The 16,500-nt window shown below is 48.1% G+C and carries 12 protein-coding genes and 2 tRNA genes; 10 read left to right on the forward strand and 4 right to left on the reverse strand.

Annotated features, from left to right (window positions below; translation table 11 throughout):
- Nucleotides 1-10: 10 nt before the first annotated feature.
- The 3 genes from QUA20_RS06525 to QUA20_RS06535 form a co-directional block, all read right to left on the reverse strand.
- On the reverse strand, nucleotides 11-787 hold the full coding sequence (locus QUA20_RS06525; RefSeq protein WP_333186698.1) for an RtcB family protein: 777 nt from the start codon (nucleotides 785-787) through the stop codon (nucleotides 11-13).
- 353 nt (nucleotides 788-1,140) lie between these two features.
- Complete coding sequence (locus QUA20_RS06530; protein ID WP_333186701.1) at nucleotides 1,141-2,976, reverse strand: APC family permease; 1,836 nt, start codon at nucleotides 2,974-2,976, stop codon at nucleotides 1,141-1,143.
- A 67-nt stretch (nucleotides 2,977-3,043) separates the two neighbouring features.
- On the reverse strand, nucleotides 3,044-3,883 hold the full coding sequence (locus QUA20_RS06535) for a prephenate/arogenate dehydrogenase (protein ID WP_333186704.1): 840 nt from the start codon (nucleotides 3,881-3,883) through the stop codon (nucleotides 3,044-3,046).
- A 38-nt stretch (nucleotides 3,884-3,921) separates the two neighbouring features.
- Between QUA20_RS06535 and QUA20_RS06540 the strand changes: the two genes are divergently transcribed.
- The 6 genes from QUA20_RS06540 to QUA20_RS06565 all read left to right on the forward strand — a co-directional run bounded on the left by QUA20_RS06540 (nucleotide 3,922) and on the right by QUA20_RS06565 (nucleotide 10,761).
- Nucleotides 3,922-5,484 (forward strand): pentapeptide repeat-containing protein, encoded by a 1,563-nt coding sequence (locus tag QUA20_RS06540; RefSeq protein WP_333186707.1) that lies wholly within the window; start codon nucleotides 3,922-3,924, stop codon nucleotides 5,482-5,484.
- Between the two features lie 96 nt (nucleotides 5,485-5,580).
- Entirely contained in the window at nucleotides 5,581-7,146 is a 1,566-nt protein-coding gene (locus tag QUA20_RS06545) for a pentapeptide repeat-containing protein (RefSeq protein ID WP_333186709.1), read from the forward strand.
- Nucleotides 7,147-7,225: 79 nt separating this feature from the next.
- Nucleotides 7,226-8,755 carry a pentapeptide repeat-containing protein gene (locus QUA20_RS06550; protein WP_333186712.1) on the forward strand — a complete coding sequence of 510 codons (1,530 nt, stop codon included), beginning with the start codon at nucleotides 7,226-7,228 and terminating at the stop codon, nucleotides 8,753-8,755.
- A gap of 22 nt (nucleotides 8,756-8,777) precedes the next feature.
- Complete coding sequence (locus tag QUA20_RS06555) at nucleotides 8,778-10,286, forward strand: helicase C-terminal domain-containing protein (RefSeq protein WP_333186715.1); 1,509 nt, start codon at nucleotides 8,778-8,780, stop codon at nucleotides 10,284-10,286.
- A gap of 65 nt (nucleotides 10,287-10,351) precedes the next feature.
- Complete coding sequence (locus tag QUA20_RS06560) at nucleotides 10,352-10,564, forward strand: DUF2839 domain-containing protein (RefSeq protein ID WP_333186719.1); 213 nt, start codon at nucleotides 10,352-10,354, stop codon at nucleotides 10,562-10,564.
- A gap of 125 nt (nucleotides 10,565-10,689) precedes the next feature.
- A tRNA-Val gene (locus tag QUA20_RS06565) sits at nucleotides 10,690-10,761 on the forward strand.
- Between the two features lie 687 nt (nucleotides 10,762-11,448).
- Here QUA20_RS06565 and QUA20_RS06570 read toward each other — a convergent pair.
- Nucleotides 11,449-12,066, reverse strand: a complete 618-nt coding sequence (locus tag QUA20_RS06570) for a DUF4339 domain-containing protein (RefSeq protein ID WP_333186720.1) — start codon at nucleotides 12,064-12,066, stop codon at nucleotides 11,449-11,451.
- Nucleotides 12,067-12,313: 247 nt separating this feature from the next.
- Here QUA20_RS06570 and QUA20_RS06575 point away from each other — a divergent pair, with 247 nt between their 5' ends.
- From QUA20_RS06575 to QUA20_RS06590, 4 genes are all read left to right on the forward strand, one after another.
- Entirely contained in the window at nucleotides 12,314-13,207 is an 894-nt protein-coding gene (locus QUA20_RS06575; RefSeq protein WP_333186723.1) for a hypothetical protein, read from the forward strand.
- A 316-nt stretch (nucleotides 13,208-13,523) separates the two neighbouring features.
- Nucleotides 13,524-13,931: a hypothetical protein gene (locus tag QUA20_RS06580; protein WP_333186726.1), complete on the forward strand. Its 408-nt coding sequence runs from the start codon at nucleotides 13,524-13,526 to the stop codon at nucleotides 13,929-13,931.
- Nucleotides 13,932-14,189: 258 nt separating this feature from the next.
- On the forward strand, nucleotides 14,190-14,927 hold the full coding sequence (locus QUA20_RS06585) for a hypothetical protein (protein ID WP_333186728.1): 738 nt from the start codon (nucleotides 14,190-14,192) through the stop codon (nucleotides 14,925-14,927).
- A 1,415-nt stretch (nucleotides 14,928-16,342) separates the two neighbouring features.
- A tRNA-Leu gene (locus QUA20_RS06590) sits at nucleotides 16,343-16,427 on the forward strand.
- The last annotated feature ends 73 nt before the right edge of the window (nucleotides 16,428-16,500 follow it).

Genomic DNA, 16,500 nt, shown 5'->3' on the forward strand with positions numbered 1-16,500 from the left:
ATTTTAGATTTTAGATTTTAGATTGACCCCACGGATAAATGCGGGGGCTTGAGGATTTTCGATTTTCGATTTTGGATTGATTCCACGGATAAATCACGTGGCGGGTACCATCAAGAAATTCTTGGTCATTTGGGACTAATTCTGCGGGAGCCCATTTCACATCGCCATTCATGGAACCGTCGAGAAAAGTGCGATCGCACTCTGACGCCAACTGCTCGAAATCCGAATTAGCCGCGCTGCCGGTTGGCTTGTCCCGCAAAGCATCCAGCCATCCGGGAATCCCGTGTTGGAACATCGCGCCAGCAGTTTTTGCAGTCATGCTGACATCGCGAGTACCGAAGAAATAATCCCCTTTGAGCAATTCTACAAATCGATCGCGCTGACTGAGGAATTGTTCGATCGACAAATCCGCAACGTGTAACCGCATCCCGCAGTTTATATCGGAACCGACAGCCGCCGGAATCACCATTCCTACTGTTTCTACAATAGAGCCGATCGCCACCCCCCCATCCCCCGGATGGAAGTCAGGAGTAGCGCAAGTGCGGCAAACGCAACCACCTTGAGGATGACGAACATTAGCCAAATTTGCTAACTGTTTGAGCGCCTTTGCTTCCACCGGAAAACCCTCTGGGAGCAAAACTTCTGCTGTTGGAGCATCGGCATCTTGCCACTGTTCTTTCAGAGAACTATTGAGACAAATCGAGTAGACTTTATTGTCGTAACTAACATCAAGACCTTGCCGAGACAAAGCTCGCAAAAGCCTGTTCAAGTTTTTTGGCTGCTGCATAAATAGTCTGTTGCGGGTTGCATAGCAACCCCCAAGAGTTGAAGAGCTTTTTTAGGGAACAAAAGACTTGGGTTCAGCAGCCGCAATCTTTTTCCACATAAGTTGAAAGGCAACTTATCTAATGACTAAATTTATGACATATCATTTTTGATATGTCAACCCTTTCATTGAATTTTTAATAAATATATATGATTTACCAAGCGGTGTCAGAAACATAGTTTCTGCCTAGATAAATCGCATCCAAACCAAAGATTTTGCGAAGAAACCGGTTTTCTTGGGCCAGCGCCTCATCGAGCATTCCAGCCTTCATTGCCAGGAAGTAGGGGCCATCCCGCGCGGTTGCCCATCCCCCCTTAAAGAAAATACCTAACCGTCGTCACCACCCGACTTCTTTTAGCCCGCAAAGCCGCTTTCAAAAAGAAAGCAGTTTGATTGTGCAGCAGTCCCTCCCACCAATTTCGCGTCACAAAAGCCGGAATGATCAGCGTTAAATATACTCCCGGTCGCTGTTCTTCAAACAAAGTCAAAAAGTGCGTCAAAGCCGAACCAACAGAACGGTAAGGCGAGTCCAGAATTTCCAAAGGAATGTCTGACTGCAAATCTTGCCAAGCCGCTTGTAATTTTGCTCGATCGGTCAAACCAATATCTACGTGAACTGCCACAACTTCATCAGCAATTAAACGAGCGTAATCGAGGGCCTCGAAAGTTCCTCGGTGCAACTGCCCGATTAACACCACTGCCGGATGTGTCACCGTCTTAACTCTAGGTCTGCGAAGATAAGACCTCGGTTCTATTCCCTGAATGCTCAAGCGAGCCGCTACATACCGATAGTGTCGGTGAATAGCTAAAAATAGACTGACTACGATCGGAATAGTTACTACGACAACCCAAGCTCCCAAAAGGAATTTTGTAGCGAGAATTACAGCCAAAACTCCCGTTGTTGCCACTGCACCAATACCGTTCATCACAGCACTAACTTGCCAACCTTTACCTCGCTCCTTAAACCAGTGAATTACCATTCCCGATTGGGAGAGAGTAAAAGAAGTGAAAACTCCAACCGCATACAGGGGAAGCACGGCACTTGTATTGCCTTGAAAGATGATAATTAAAAGAGCAGCGCAGAAGCTTAGCAGATTAATCCCATTAGAATAAACCAGTCGATCGCCCAACAGCGACAACTGCCGGGGCAAGTACCCGTCCCGCGCCAAAAAATAACAAAGTCGCGGAAAATCTGCATAACTCGTATTCGCCGCCAACAGCAAAATTAACAGAGTTGCTGCCTGCAAATAGTAATAAAATATACCGACACCAAAAATCTGTTTTCCCAATACAGAAAGGAGCGTTTCATGTTCTGTAGGAATCACCTGATAAATATGAGCCAAGTAACTAATCCCCAAAAACATCGCTCCCAGAATTCCCCCCATATAGCTCAAAGTCAGGCGCGCATTCTTCCATTCAGGAGGCTTAAAAGCCAACACCCCGTCTGATATGGCTTCAACTCCAGTCAGGGCTGTACAGCCCGCCGCAAAGGCCCGCGCCAGCAGAAATAACCCCAAAGGTTCCTTAGCAGGAATATTTTCTAAGGTCGGAAAAACATGACCTGTTGCCTGTTGGAATAAACCGCAGCCAATCAAAACAAAAATGCCAACGAGAAACCCATAGGTGGGAACCATAAATATATTGCCCGATTCCCGCACGCCCCTGAGATTGGCAAACATGACTAAGACAATAAAAAATAAGCACACTTCCACTCTATACGGTTCCAGTCCGGGAAATGCTGAAGTCAAGGCCGCAACGCCAGCCGAAATACTCACTGTTACGGTGAGGATGTAATCAATCATCAGCGAAGCTGCTGCGATCAAACCGGGATAAATACCTAAATTTTCTCGCGCTACAATGTAAGCGCCACCGCCGTTGGGGTACGCTTTAATTGTCTGTCGGTAAGACAGCGCCACGATCGCCAACAGTAAAATAATAATTCCAGAAATAGGCAGCGATAAACTCAAACTGCTACTCCCCGCTAGTAATAGCACGAGCAGAGTTTCTTGAGTAGCGTAGGCAACAGATGAAAGTGCATCGGAAGCCAGAACAGCTAGTCCAGCAGCGTTGCTTAGCCGTTCGTGAACAGATGCACTGGTGGGGAGAGATTCACCCAGTAAAAATCTCTTGAGTCGAGAATAAGTGTACATTGAAACTCAATATATAGGCGTCCACAAATCATAATCGAGACGGGGACCGTTTTAAGTATTTTTTGGCCTATAAGTTGTAATTTTGTCTGGCTTGTTGAGTCAGCTTCAGCTTGTGTTCGAGAGCTTGCCAATTTTCGGCTTCGATATCGCTGATGAACTCGTCGAGACTGTCGCGGTAAATAGAGAGCGATCGCAACAATTCCTCTCGATTGTATTTCGCCACCATCACTCCCAGTTCGGGATTGCCGCCGCCAACGCGGCTCGTGTCCCGAAAACCCGAACTCGCCAAATGTTGGGCTAAATTAACAATATTCCGATCGCCCTCTCGATCGCAGGCAGCAACCAGCGTCGCGCTCGCCATGAGCGGCAAATGAGAAATCCAAGCCACAGCTCGATCGTGCTCTTCCGGCTCACATCGGTAAACTTTAGCACCCAGCGATCGTGCAATCTCCTCAACCTTATCCACCGCAAGCGCCGGCGTTTGAGCCTGTGGCGTCACCACGTAAGGCCGGCCCACAAACAAATCCTTTACCGCCGCCTCAATCCCGCTTTCAGTATTCCCCGCCATCGGGTGTCCCCCCACAAAATTCGGCCACAGAGAAGACACAGCCTGCACTATGGGTGTTTTTACGGAACCGACATCCGTTAGAATAGTATCAGGGGAAAGATAGGGCACCAACTCTCGGACGATCTGCTCGATCGACCCCAGCGGCGTGCAAATAAAAACCACATCGGCTGCTGCCATCAGAGACAGGTTGATGCTGGCTTCATTGACAACACCGCGAGCTTGCGCCCGATCGCAAGTCTGCTGCCGGCTCGAAACCCCAAAAACATTAAACCCGTGCGATCGCAAATCCAGCCCGATCGAGCCACCAATTAAACCCAGTCCTACAATACCGATATTCATAGCAATAAAATGGGGATATTTGATACGGTGCCGCCCCCATGACAGTCGAGGAACTCCTGAAAAAATATGCTGCCGGAGAAAGAAACTTTGCCGGAATCAACCTGACTGAGGCCAACCTCAGCGGTGTCAACTTGAGCGGAGCCAACCTCAAGGGTGCGAATCTGAGTGTAGCAAACCTGAGCGGTGCCAACCTCACCGGTGCCAATCTCACCGGTGCCAAACTCAACATCGCCAGACTCAGCGGCGCCCATCTCGGTGGCGCTGACCTCACCGACGCCGACCTCAACGTCGCCTACCTAGTGCGAGTTGACCTCAAAAAAGCCACACTCACAAGAGCCAAACTGATCAGAGCCGAGCTAATTCGAGCCGAGCTCAGCGGAGCCAACCTCAGCGAAGCCAACCTCAGCGGCGCCACCCTCACCGAAGCCACCCTCCGAGGAGCCAACCTCGCTCAAGCCAACCTTCGAGGCGCTCACCTCAGCGGCGCGTGCTTGACAGAAGCCAACCTCGAACAAGCCAACCTGCAAGGCGCCGACCTCAGCCGAGCCGACCTCAGCGGCGCCGACTTGCGAGGCACAGAACTGCGGCAAGCCAACCTCACTCAAGCCGTACTCAGCGGCGCCGACCTCAGCGGCGTCAATTTGCGCTGGGCCATCCTCAGCGGCTGCAATCTCCGCTGGGCCGACCTCAGCGAAGCCAAATTGAGCGGTGCCGACCTCAGCCGAGCCGACCTCTGCCACGCCAACTTGCTGAATGCCAGTTTAGTTCACGCCGACCTGTCAAATGCCTATCTGATCCGGGCCGACTGGATTGGAGCCGACTTAACCGGAGCCACCTTAACCGGAGCCAAACTCCACGCCGTTTCGCGGCTCGGCATCAAAACCGAAGGCATGACCTGCAAGTGGGTGGATCTCAGCCCCAACGGCGACCACAGCCAAATTTACTGGTTAAACTCCGGAGGAACCCACGAATTTTTTCACGAAACCTTACCCACAGTTCGGATTGTGATTGACTCGCCCTTAGATCAAGGCGCTCATTTTGCCCTGGCTGCAACTTATTACCAAATTGCCCAACAATACCCGAGTTTAAGTCAGCCGCCCACGATCGAAGTCAGCTCCAGGCGCACCGTACTCGCCTTTAAAATGGACAGCGACGATAAATTATTTGCCACCGCTTACGTTGCCATCATTCCTTTTAACGACGCCGCCACAACTCAAAAAAACCTGATCGCTTTGATGAAAATGATTCAATCTCACGATGCAGGCAAACTTAACGTCAAAGAATCAAAACACGTCCAATTATGCAGCAAAGCTCTCAACCAAGCTATTAGCAAAGTAGACCAAATCAAAATTTCAAGTTCTTTTCCAAAAATCGGCGAAAGCATCAATTTTTTTCAGATTCCAACACAGATGATCTTAATTAATTCCCGCGACCAAAGACTCAGCGTATATCACCACCCAGCCTTCGGCAAGCGCTTGATTAAAAAATACGACCCGAACAACTCAACCTCTGCCAAGTTAGCCGAAAGCACAAAATTGGCTCAAGCTAATATAAATACCATTTTGGATTTTATAAAAGGCTTCCACAATATAGATGTTTAGGCATATTGCATCAAGTTACAAAAAATGCTTATTCTAGTTTAAAGGTTGGCACAACAAAGCTTTGTTCTAGCTAACACATCAGGGAAATTGAAAAGCATGGATGCCGAAGAACTAATCACCAAATATGCAGCAGGAGAAAGAGACTTTACTGCCATCCTCCTTTGCGAGGCAAATCTCAGCAGGATCGATCTCAGCGGGGCTAATTTCAGTGAGGCAATCTTGAGCCTCACCAACATGAGCGGCACCAATCTATCAAACGCCAACATGAGAAAAGCCAAACTCAATGTTGCCAGACTCAGCGGTGCCAATCTCAACAAAGCCAACCTCAGCGGCGCTATCCTCAACGTGGCTAACTTGATTCGAGCCGACCTCCGCGAAGCCCAACTCGTCGAAGCTACAATGATCAGAGCCGAACTGATCAGAGCCGACCTCAGCAGTGCAAACTTGAGCGGTGCAAACCTCAGCGAAGCAGATTTGAGAGAAGCAACCCTCAGAGAAGCCAATCTAGAGCAAGCCGACCTCAGCGGATCTCACCTCAGAGGCGCTTCCCTAACAGCAGCCAACTTGGAACGGGCCAACTTGCACAGAGCCGACCTCAGCAGGGCAGACTTGCGAGGAGTCAACCTCTGCAATGCCGAACTCAGACAAGCTAATCTTTCTCAGGCAAACCTCAGCGGCGCTGACTTGCGAGGCGCTAATCTCCGGTGGGCCGACCTCAGCGGGGCGAACCTGACCGGCGCTGACCTCGACGAAGCGAGATTGAGCGGGGCCAACTTGTACGGGGCAAATTTGAGCAATGTCAACCTGTTGAACGCTACTCTGGTACACGCGGATTTGACCCAAGCGAATTTGATTCACGCTGATTGGGTAGGCGCAGATTTGACGGGGGCGGCTCTGACGGGGGCAAAAATTTACGCGGTGTCCAGGTTTGGTGTGAAAGCAGATGACATTACCTGCGATTGGGTTGACCTCAGTCCTAACGGCGATCGCAGCCACATTCAGCGCTTTACTCCAGAAGAATCTCAAAGGTTTTTCAATGCTACACCCCCGACAGTTCAAATTATTGTCGATCGACCCCTAGACCCTGACGCTAACTTTATCCTCGCGGCTACCTACCGTCAGATTGCCCGTCAATACTCAGGTTTGAGCAATCCTCCCAGCATAGAAGTTAACTCCCGACGCACCATCATCTCATTTAGAATAGACCAAGACGAGCAACTATTTCCCACAGCTTTCGTTGCCATTATTCCTTTTAGCGACGCGGCATTTACTCAGAAAAATCTCATTACTCTGATCAAGATGATTCAACCCCAACAAAGTGGTAATAACCTGGGAGTCAGAGTCTCAAATATGGTAGTGCAATTAAACGTAGCCCTGACCAAAACAATCAGAAAAATAGGGGAAATGAAAATTCAGCCGGTTCGCCTCGATCGCGAACCTGTGTCTAATTTTTTCCAATCGCCTACCCAAACTGTACTGTCTAACTCCAGCGCCGAAAATTTGATGGTTCACTATCACCCAGACTTTGGCAGAAACTTGACCAATTTGCCGGAAGTCAACAAAACCTCTATCAGCCCTGCAATTAAAGCCCAAAGATTCACAACCCCGCCGCTAAATACAGTCGTTGAATTTGTCAAAAGCTTTTATCAGCTCGGCGATTAAATACTATAAATTAATTTGAGAGAATTTATATTCATGGTCTATAAAAGTTAGCGGATTGCCCTTTCAGTCAGGTAAAAAAATGGAAGCTGATGAACTTCTCAAACGATTTGCAATCGTCAAAAGATACAAAGAAGGTGACAGAGATTTCACAGGAATCAACCTGAATGAAGCTAATCTCAGCCGCATCAACCTCAGCCAATCAATTTTAACGCGGGCTAGCTTATTTGTCACCAACATCAGCGGCGCTAACTTGAGCGAAGCTAACTTGAGCGAAGCTAACCTGAATGTGGCTAGACTCAGCAGCACCAATCTCTCGCGGGCAATTTTAAACGGGGCTAGTCTCAACGTAGCAAACTTAGTGAGAGCCGATTTAAGTGCAGCTCAATTAATCGGAGCATCCCTGATTAGAAGCGAATTAGTCCGCTGCGAACTCAGCAACACTAACTTCACCGGCGCCAACCTGACTGAAGCAGATTTAAGAGAGGTAAAATTGACGCAGGCTAACCTGTGCGGTGCTAATCTTTCCGGTGCAAATCTCAGAGGTGCTTCGGCTTCTTCAGCTAACTTTCAAGGAGCTAACTTGCACGGGGCCGATTTGACGAAAGCAGAACTTAGCGGCGTCAATTTGAGCAATGCCGATATGAGACAAGCTTCTTTGCAGCAGGTGAATCTGTGCGGTGCCGATTTGAGCGGAGCTAATCTCAAATGGGCTGATTTGAGCGGAGCTAACCTCAACGGTGCAGATCTGAGCGATTCTAAATTCAGCGGAGCCAACCTCAACGGAGCAGATTTAAGAAATACTAATTTAGCAAATGCTAGTTTGGTTCACGCTGATTTGACAGAAACTAATTTGATTAATGCAGATTGGGTGGGCGCTGATTTGAGAGGAGCAAATTTAACAGGGGCAAAACTGTATTTGGTTCCCCGGTTTGGTATCATCGCAGATGATATTACTTGCCAGTGGGTTGATCTCAGCTCCGCAGGCGATCGCACTCTGATTCAAAAATTTAATTCGCCCTCAGAATCGAGAAAATTTTTAAATCGCACCCCCGGGTTAGTGCGAATTGTGGTAGATGCACTTTTAGACCACTCAGCCAACATCTTTTTAGCAACCGCTTACAGGGAAATAGCTCAACTTTACCCGGCAATGAGCTGTCCTCCCAATATTGAAGTCGGCTACCGCCGGACAATTATTACTTTTAAATTTGATAGCGACGAGCATTTATTGGCAGCAGCTTTTTTAGCGATTATTCCTTTTAAGGATGCTGTACAAACTCAGGAAAATATTGTGGCAATTGGCAAAAATATTGAAAATCAAAACTTGGAGAAAAAACGGATAGTGCAGTTGTGTAAAGCATTGAGTGCAGTGAGGGATAATTTAAATAAATTGATATATTTGCTTTCTACTATCCCAATCGTCTATCGGACAACTAAGTTTTTTGAGTCACCTACACAAACTATTTTAATTAGTTCGGGAGAGGAGAGCTTGACGGTGAATTGTCACGGGAATTTTGGGAAAGGAGGGGCAATTCATCAGGAGAGTATATTCAGTGTGCCTCTCGGTCAAAAAGTAGTTGATTTTCTGGCAAGTTTTGATTATGTTGAGTGAGGAATGTTAACAGTACAATCGATTGATTGAGGTAGAAGTCCACAACTCGCTGCTCCGCTTCCTGCGATCGAACTCCGAGCCGCACTGGCCGCATCATTTAACGATGGCGCGACTTGTGGCGCGGGCTTTGCGCTTGGGGCGCAGCGCCCTGATCCAAACGGGGCTTCCCGCTGGAGCTTACCGACAGCGGTATCGAGTCAGCTATTTGATGCCGATTTTGATGTGGCCGCAGCCTGTGATTTTGGTGGCGCCGACACCGCTGCTGAAACATTTGCAGGCGGTGGAAATTCCGCGCTTGCAAGAGTGGCTGCAAACTGATAAGCCGATCGAGAGTTATTCCGATAATCCCACTGGACGAGGATTGATGCTAGCAGATCCTGAGTCTTGGCTGGCGGCTCGCTTGGCTGTGGATTCGCCACTTCAGAGCAATATTCCGACAATTATCGACGGTGTGGATGACTTGGAAGTTTGGACGCGCGAGCAATTGACGGCGTGTTTGCAACCGGCTGACTGGAACGATTTAATGCAATCTCAGCCTTTGGAAGCCGATGCAATCCTCCAAGGGCGGGTACTGCTAACGCGGGCTTTTTTTCAGCATCCGGCGAAACCAGAGGAGTGCTATTTGCTGGAAACGGCAGAGCAAAATATTTTAAAGGGGCTGTTTGAAAGGATCGAGCCGAATTCGCTGATTCCGGCTGCTTGGAGCAATTTTTGGCAGCGGTGGGAAGCAAACGGAAAACTGCGGTGGGCGCAAATTCATCGGGAGGCTGGCTCATTTTCTCTGTTCTGCGCGCCGGTTCAGGTGGCTGAGGTTTTGAGCAAAATTTGGGATTGTCAGCCTGTGGTGTTGATTGGGGGGGCGGTGGATGTGGAACCGAAGGCTCCGATCTTCCGGCAAATGCTGGGACTGCCAGAATTGACGAGCGTTAAGTTTTCGCCCGATCGACAAAGCGAATTAATTCAACTGTACATTCCCAACTGGCTGCCGCTGCCGAATACGCCGGAATTTCAGGGAGTTTTAATTGAAGAAATTCGGACTTTGCTGTTTATGAGCGCGTCGGTGGCGGGGTTAACTGTGGTGATTGTTGGTGATGTACCGCTGAAGGCTAGGCTGGCAGCAATTTTGGCTGCTGAATTCGGTTCTCGGGTGCAGGTAGAAAAAACAGATGTGGGCGAGAATGCGATTTTGGTGACTGGGTGGGAGTTTTGGCGGGAACATCAGGGGGAATTGAGCGCGCCTCACTTGCTGGCGATCGCAACTTTGCCATTGCCTTCTTTGGAAAATCCTTTAGTGACGGCGCGTGTGGCTTATTATAAGGAGCAGCGCAGGGATTGGTTTCGGTTGTATTTGCTGCCGGCGGCGCTGAATGAGTTGCAGCGGGCGATCGCGCCTGTGCGAGAACGTCAAGGGGTGGTGGCGATTTTCGACAGCAGGGTGATTCACCGCAGTTACGGACAGCAGGTTTTAGCGGCTTTGAGTCCTTTTGCAAGGATTGATTATTTGGATACGACTTGGTTGACGCAGGCTTGAGATGACCTGTTGGCCTATAATTTGGTTAGGTATCCAGTTGAAATCTAATTTAGCAGACAAAGATTATGGGCGAATCTAAGCGTCGCAAAGAGTCGATCGGCGACGAATACGGTAAAGAAGAACGCATCCTTCCCTGGCTGCCAATCACGAAAACCCAAAGCGAAGATTTTGTGAAGTGGACAAGTCGCGGAAGCTGGATGGGGATTAGCCTTTTGGTGGCTTGGTGGGTGGTAGTGCGATTCGTCGGCCCAGCGGCGGGTTGGTGGGTAGTTGATTGATGCCAGACTCGACAAATGCCTGTATTCTTGGCATTGTGTCGAGTTCAACTCGGAAACAAGCTGCTGAATTTTTAGGAAAAATTTAGTTGCAAATTTGGACTTAGTATGGTATGGTAATTATCTGCGGGCAATTAGCACAGTGGTAGCGCACTTCCTTCACACGGAAGGGGTCACAGGTTCAAATCCTGTATTGCCCATTTTCTCGTGCATTTTTTTGCACAAACAAAATTGTCTCACTAATGAGACTCCAGTCTCACTAATGAGACTCCAGTCTCACGCATGGAACCGGAACGAGCTGGAACGCTTGCAGAACGCGGGTTCTAGGTTGTCTCATATATTCTTCAAATATTTAACAGATCTCAGCGAGAGAGATTTCTAAAATTTTGGATTTAGAAAAGTGCTAGAAAAAAAGCTAGAAAATTTTTCTAGCTAAAACAGTGCTGCGATCACCCTTTTTCGGTTTTTCTCTACAAACAAAGTTGTCTCACTAATGAGACTACAGTCTCACTGGCTAGACTCTAGTCTCACTTGTGGAACCAAAACACGCTAGAACGTTCTCAGGACGAGGGTTCCAGCACTTCTCATATATTCTTCAAATATTTAACAAATCTCCGTGAGAGATTTTTTTTAAATTTTTGGATTGACAGAAGTGCTAGAAAACCATTTCGGTTAACGGCACCGGCTGTATTTGGAAGTTTAGAAGTCAATGAAATTTGATAAGTCGGTTTACCCGCTGAGCAACTCCAGGATCGCCTCCATGTCTGCCAAGCTTGCCCCAGATTTTTTACGCCGTGCCTTGAGTCGGTTAAGCAAGTCGGCCGCCTCTGGAAATTCTGCAACGGTCGGAGCTGATCGTTCTTTTATTCCCGCAAAAGAAGGTATATCTATTTCTTTGTAAGATACTTTGCCAGTTCTGAAACTTCACCGGCCCGCTGCCAGTCCGCTTCTCCACGTCTAACTTTTGTGCGAGCCGTGATTTTCTGAATCTCCCACAGTTGCAGTGCGGTATACGGCCCTTCTGCTTTGCCCGATCGGAAAACGTACCAGTCGGCAACTTCGGGAGCCGTTGGCCGCCTGACAGACCGCATTCGAGTTGCTCCAGCATCTGCTTTAAGTTGGTTGAGTTCTTGTTCTATTGGATCTGAAACAGGCGATCGCTGCGCTGGCGGACTTGGAGCCGCTGAAGGGGATTTCTGATTCATTTTCACCAGCCACGCACCTAGGAATCCAAATGCACCGAGGACTCCGCCTCCGACTCCAAACATCACGACCGGAGAAGTCGGACGGTATGGCTCCGGTACTGGCGGAGTGGGAGAAGGTGTCGGAGATGGAGTCGCATCGTCGTCGTTCCGGTTCCGAACCCTTGGATAATAGCGAGGAGTACGAATCCTTCCTCCTTTCTTTGCAGCCTCCGATGGAGCGGAAATTGTTGTGGCAGCCAATAAACTTCCGCCCAACAGTAGCAGCAGTTTTCGGCGCGACAGCTTAGTAGAATAGTTCATGTTCTGAGAGGTGATAGGGGTATCAATATTTTCTCAGAACGCCACACAGCAATAACAATTTCAGCCCGCCAAGGATTTTATTTTTGGTGGGCTGAACATTAAAGTTGTGCTGTAGTGGCTGGTGAACAGAAGGCAAATTACTGTGTACCTGTGGTTTACCCAAAATACTTTTCTGCAACCCTTGACAGTTGCTTAAAAGTTGCCTAGAGTGGTTGCATAAGAAAATAAGCAACCGGGTAAGCAACCTATGGCAATTCCGTCTGTGATGCAGGGATTAATAGAGACAGAGGACGGCAAGGTATTTCAACTAGATTCTCCCAAGGGTTCGGCGTGGCTGGAGTCGATCGGCTCTTTCAGGTACGAGCCCACAGGAGACGGCAAACCCTACACAGTGAGAAAGGAACCAAATAAGAGCGGCGCTTATTGGTACGGTTGCAGAAAGGTTGCAGGAAAAGTACGCAAAAAATATATTGGTAAAAGCTCAGAGGTAAGCATCGCAAAGCTTGAAGAGATTTCAGAAGCGTTAGAGATTCCCCCAGTGCCACGGGCTGACAAGGTTGCAGAAGTTGCAGAAATTGCACAACAGGTTACAGAAATTGCAGAAGATAGACTCACAGCCCTGGAGTCGCAGGTGGCGGAACTACTAAAAGCTGTTAAAGACTTGCAGGAGGCACTGCCGGGAAAGTCCGAGGCGGGTGATTCTCTGGAGTTGCCCAAGGTTGATAACGAGGTTGTAGAACGGTTGCAGAATGAGTTAGGCAACCTGAAGGCTGAGAATGAGAAATTAAAAGCTGACTATGCCGCGCTTCTAGAATCCAGTACCGATGTGACTAATAAGCTCCGAAACGAAGTGCGCGAAGTGCGATCACAGCTCGTAGCAGAGGAAGCCCGGTATAAGGAGCTAGATGATCAATATGAGGATGTCGAGAAGTGGTGGAGAGAGTCTGAGGACAAAGTTACCAGCCGGGACATGATAATTGCAGAACTGCGATCGGAACTCTCCGACCTGAAACAAAAATCAGCCGCTGCCAGAGATTTACCAGAAGCGGCCGATCTCCTTAACCAGTTGAAGACCAGTCGCAAGAAGTCTAACGCCTCGCTCGCAGACGTGGAACTGATTTTAGAGATGATTGATGATTGAGGAGTCCTGAGACAACATATCCAGGGCGTGAACTTACTGCCGTTCTTGTTGGAACTTTTCACAGAATGGCGTTCAGAAAATGAACGTCTAGAACTGTTACTGAACCAGCGTTCCAGCAATTTGGCAAAATGGTTCAGAATAAATTGATTTACTAGCTAGAACGAACTCAGTTCTGCCCCTCTTGACACGTTGAAACAAGTCTGCAATTGTAAGTGGTAAGGAAGATTTGATATGCGCGGCCAGCGCGGTGCTTCAACACCGAGCTAGCTACGACTTCCCCAAATCGTTGGTTCAGAACGTTTGGAGCTAAATTATTATGTCATTTTCAGGACGCTTGTCTAGTTCGGACTTGCAGAGCTTTGCGTTTTCTCGCCGGGAACTGCTGGGTAAATTTGTTGCGGTCGCGGTGGCAACGGCAGCGGTGAAGCGATCAGCTGAGTCTTCAGCTACCAAAAAATATCCGCTGCCAGAGTTCAATGTTGGTGATTTGGTAGCCTATGATTGGGAGCCAGATGATGATGACGCTCCAGAGTTTGCCACTGATTTTGGCGAAATTCTAGGTATGCGCTGGGTTCCCGAACCCGATGGACATTGTTTGGCTGCTAACACTTGGGTTTATTACATCAGGTGGACTCACAGTACCTGTCCCGATATTCTTCCTGAGCCCTGTTATGATGGCGAACCCACGTATTCTTCTGATTTGAGATTGGTTAGCCGAGCTTAAGCCCTGTTGAGACTTGTCAACCACGCTTAAGTTATTCCCCTGGCTCTTCTACAAACGTCAAACTTTGTAGAAGAGCCAGGGGCGCTTTTTGATGCCTATGAATTTCATTGCAATATTTGTGGTGGATTAGTGACACACCGTGAGTTTTGGATTAAATGGCAGGGCGAAGTGTTGCCAACAGTTGCGGTCGATCGCTAAGATAATACAATGAAAAAGCGGCTGCTGAAACAACCGCGATCCATAAATTTATTTATAACTATGGTCAGTGTACCCAATTTTAAGCTGCCCCGTCAAGAGCAGCATGATCGCATCTTTTTGCAAGATGCCATTGATAGATACAAAAATCGGTTGTTGACTGCCGCTGGCTATATCTACACAATCATCAAAATTTACAGGCAAGCGGGACATAGGTTGAATATTCCAAGCCCCCGCTCGTTTTACGAATACTTTCAGATTCCAAAGTCTACGTTTTATCGGGCTCTGATCCAACTAGAAAACACCCCAGGAATTCAATTTCAGTGGGAGCCGATCGGAGGCATTTCTATGTGGTGGGGAGGTGAAGAACCTCCGGCAGCGGCAGAACCCCCGGCAGTGGCAGTAGAACCTCCGGCAGCGGCAGAACCCCCGGCAGTGGCAGTAGAACCTCCGGCAGCGGCAGAACCCCCGGCAGTGGCAGAAGCTAAATATCAGCACTTGAATCAGCTCCCTGCTGACACCAAAGAAAAATTTGAAGCATTTGTCCGTTCCCAGTGGCGCAAATTGAAAGGTCAGGAAATCAGGAGCTTTCACCGCTTTGTAGAGAAGCCAGGTGATTTCCAGGATTGGTGGCAGAAATTCCGCGCTTGCCCGCCACCACAAGCACAAAAACCGACACCAATTACTGAGGTCGAGCCTGTAATCGCTTCTAAATTTGCAACCGACGACGCAGATCGACCGTCTCCCGAACAATGGCGAACACTTCGTCAACTACTTGCGAGCAAAAAAATACATAAATGAACGACTAGAAACAGCATGGACTCGTGCAAACCTATAGGGTTTGAGTGTCATACCTACTGCTGCTGTTTTGCACCCCGATTGCAGGTCAGCAGCGTACCGCATATAGCACGGATGGTTTTGTGGAACCCTATAGGGTTGTGCAGCTTGTTTACGGTTTCTTTTCTGTACTCCGATTGCATGGTTGCAGTCATCAGCAAGCAGATCGCGTGCATGGCTTCCGACAACCCTATAGGTGTGTCGTGCTTGTTTACTGCACCTGTTCCGCGACTGTAAACAAAGTCGGAAGGCCTACAGCCTTCCTGATGTAGTCAGAGGGTGGTCAGAGTTCTCTCAAAACTGAGAGGATTTGGCGGCCAAGTGGAGGAAGTTTTCAACGCGTGTTGTGAGTATGTTGTCAAAGTCGGAAACCTAATAGGTTTCTGTATGTAGTCAGAGTGTGGTCAAGGCAGTGGCAAAACTAAGGGAGGTGGCGTGTGTTGTGAGTATGTTGTCAAAGTCGGAAACCCGTAGGGTTTCCCTATGGTGTCAGAGTGTGGTCAAAGCAAGTACAGCGCGTGCTGGAAGGGTGACACCCTTCCCTTTTTAGCGAGTACAACTAAACCCGAACAGAGCCTGGTGAGCACAGGTAGACTGCGTGGGCAAAGGGTTTAACCCTTTGAGACTTAGCAAGAACAACTAGAAACGAGCGAAACCGACTGAGCACAAGTAAAGCCTATGGACGAAGGGTTAAACCCTTTGGCGCTTAGTGAGTGCTAGCACAGAAAGACATCAAAAAGCAGTAGAGGCTAATAAAACTTAAATCCTATAGGTTTCGATTTTCGGTAGTGACAAGTTGTCGCGGAAAACTTAAATGTTCCGTGATCGCACCTAAAACCTGTAATCCTTTCCTAGCCTACGTTTCTCTCCAGAAAATCATTCGTCGCCCTTAATGGCGACGTGGTAGAGACTGATTAGGTAAACAAGGGTGATTTTCGGGGCATTTTATTGACTCTCTACGGCACAAACTCATATGAGTTTGTGTAAATAACTCGTTATACCAAGCAGAACGAGATTTTCCCATCTGGCTATAGGTTTCGGCTTGTTGGGTATTAAGCGCAACCCTAGGGTTGATCCGTAGCACTTTGCATCAAGTCCACTGTGGATTTTTCTGTATAACCAAATTCCAAACCTATAGGTTTGTAGTTTATTAAGAAATATTAAAATGCAGCCACGACCGCCACCGCGCATTTTTGTGTATAGAGAATTCCGGAAACCTGAAGGGTTTCCTACATAATGCGTCTTAGAGAAAAATATCCCACCGCCCACTCTATACCCTATATTTTGCTAGAACCTTACCACAAGCCAAGCAACGACAGAATCAGTATTTCAGTCGTTGTGCTAGAAGAAAGTGCTAGAATTCAGAGAACAAAATTTCTGGGTTCTTTTTGTAGTAAGACTTTTAGCTATTGTTAAACTTCCTTCACACGGAAGGGGTCGCAGGTTCAAATCCTGCATTGCCCATCGAAATTATTTTCTGATTCCTCTTATTTCTTAGTCCCCCTCTGCTGGGACGAAATTTTGTGTAGCCGCAGTT

The organism is Microcoleus sp. Pol7_A1 (genome assembly GCF_036701085.1).
GTDB lineage: Bacteria > Cyanobacteriota > Cyanobacteriia > Cyanobacteriales > Microcoleaceae > Microcoleus > Microcoleus asticus.

Bases quoted from the DNA above. Each gene is read 5' to 3' on its own strand.
- QUA20_RS06525 (WP_333186698.1), bottom strand. From the start codon at position 787: ATGCAGCAGCCAAAAAACTTGAACAGGCTTTTGCGAGCTTTGTCTCGG.
- QUA20_RS06530 (WP_333186701.1), bottom strand. From the start codon at position 2,976: ATGTACACTTATTCTCGACTCAAGAGATTTTTACTGGGTGAATCTCTC.
- QUA20_RS06535 (WP_333186704.1), bottom strand. From the start codon at position 3,883: ATGAATATCGGTATTGTAGGACTGGGTTTAATTGGTGGCTCGATCGGG.
- QUA20_RS06540 (WP_333186707.1), top strand. From the start codon at position 3,922: ATGACAGTCGAGGAACTCCTGAAAAAATATGCTGCCGGAGAAAGAAAC.
- QUA20_RS06545 (WP_333186709.1), top strand. From the start codon at position 5,581: ATGGATGCCGAAGAACTAATCACCAAATATGCAGCAGGAGAAAGAGAC.
- QUA20_RS06550 (WP_333186712.1), top strand. From the start codon at position 7,226: ATGGAAGCTGATGAACTTCTCAAACGATTTGCAATCGTCAAAAGATAC.
- QUA20_RS06560 (WP_333186719.1), top strand. From the start codon at position 10,352: ATGGGCGAATCTAAGCGTCGCAAAGAGTCGATCGGCGACGAATACGGT.
- QUA20_RS06570 (WP_333186720.1), bottom strand. From the start codon at position 12,066: ATGAACTATTCTACTAAGCTGTCGCGCCGAAAACTGCTGCTACTGTTG.
- QUA20_RS06575 (WP_333186723.1), top strand. From the start codon at position 12,314: ATGGCAATTCCGTCTGTGATGCAGGGATTAATAGAGACAGAGGACGGC.
- QUA20_RS06580 (WP_333186726.1), top strand. From the start codon at position 13,524: ATGTCATTTTCAGGACGCTTGTCTAGTTCGGACTTGCAGAGCTTTGCG.
- QUA20_RS06585 (WP_333186728.1), top strand. From the start codon at position 14,190: ATGGTCAGTGTACCCAATTTTAAGCTGCCCCGTCAAGAGCAGCATGAT.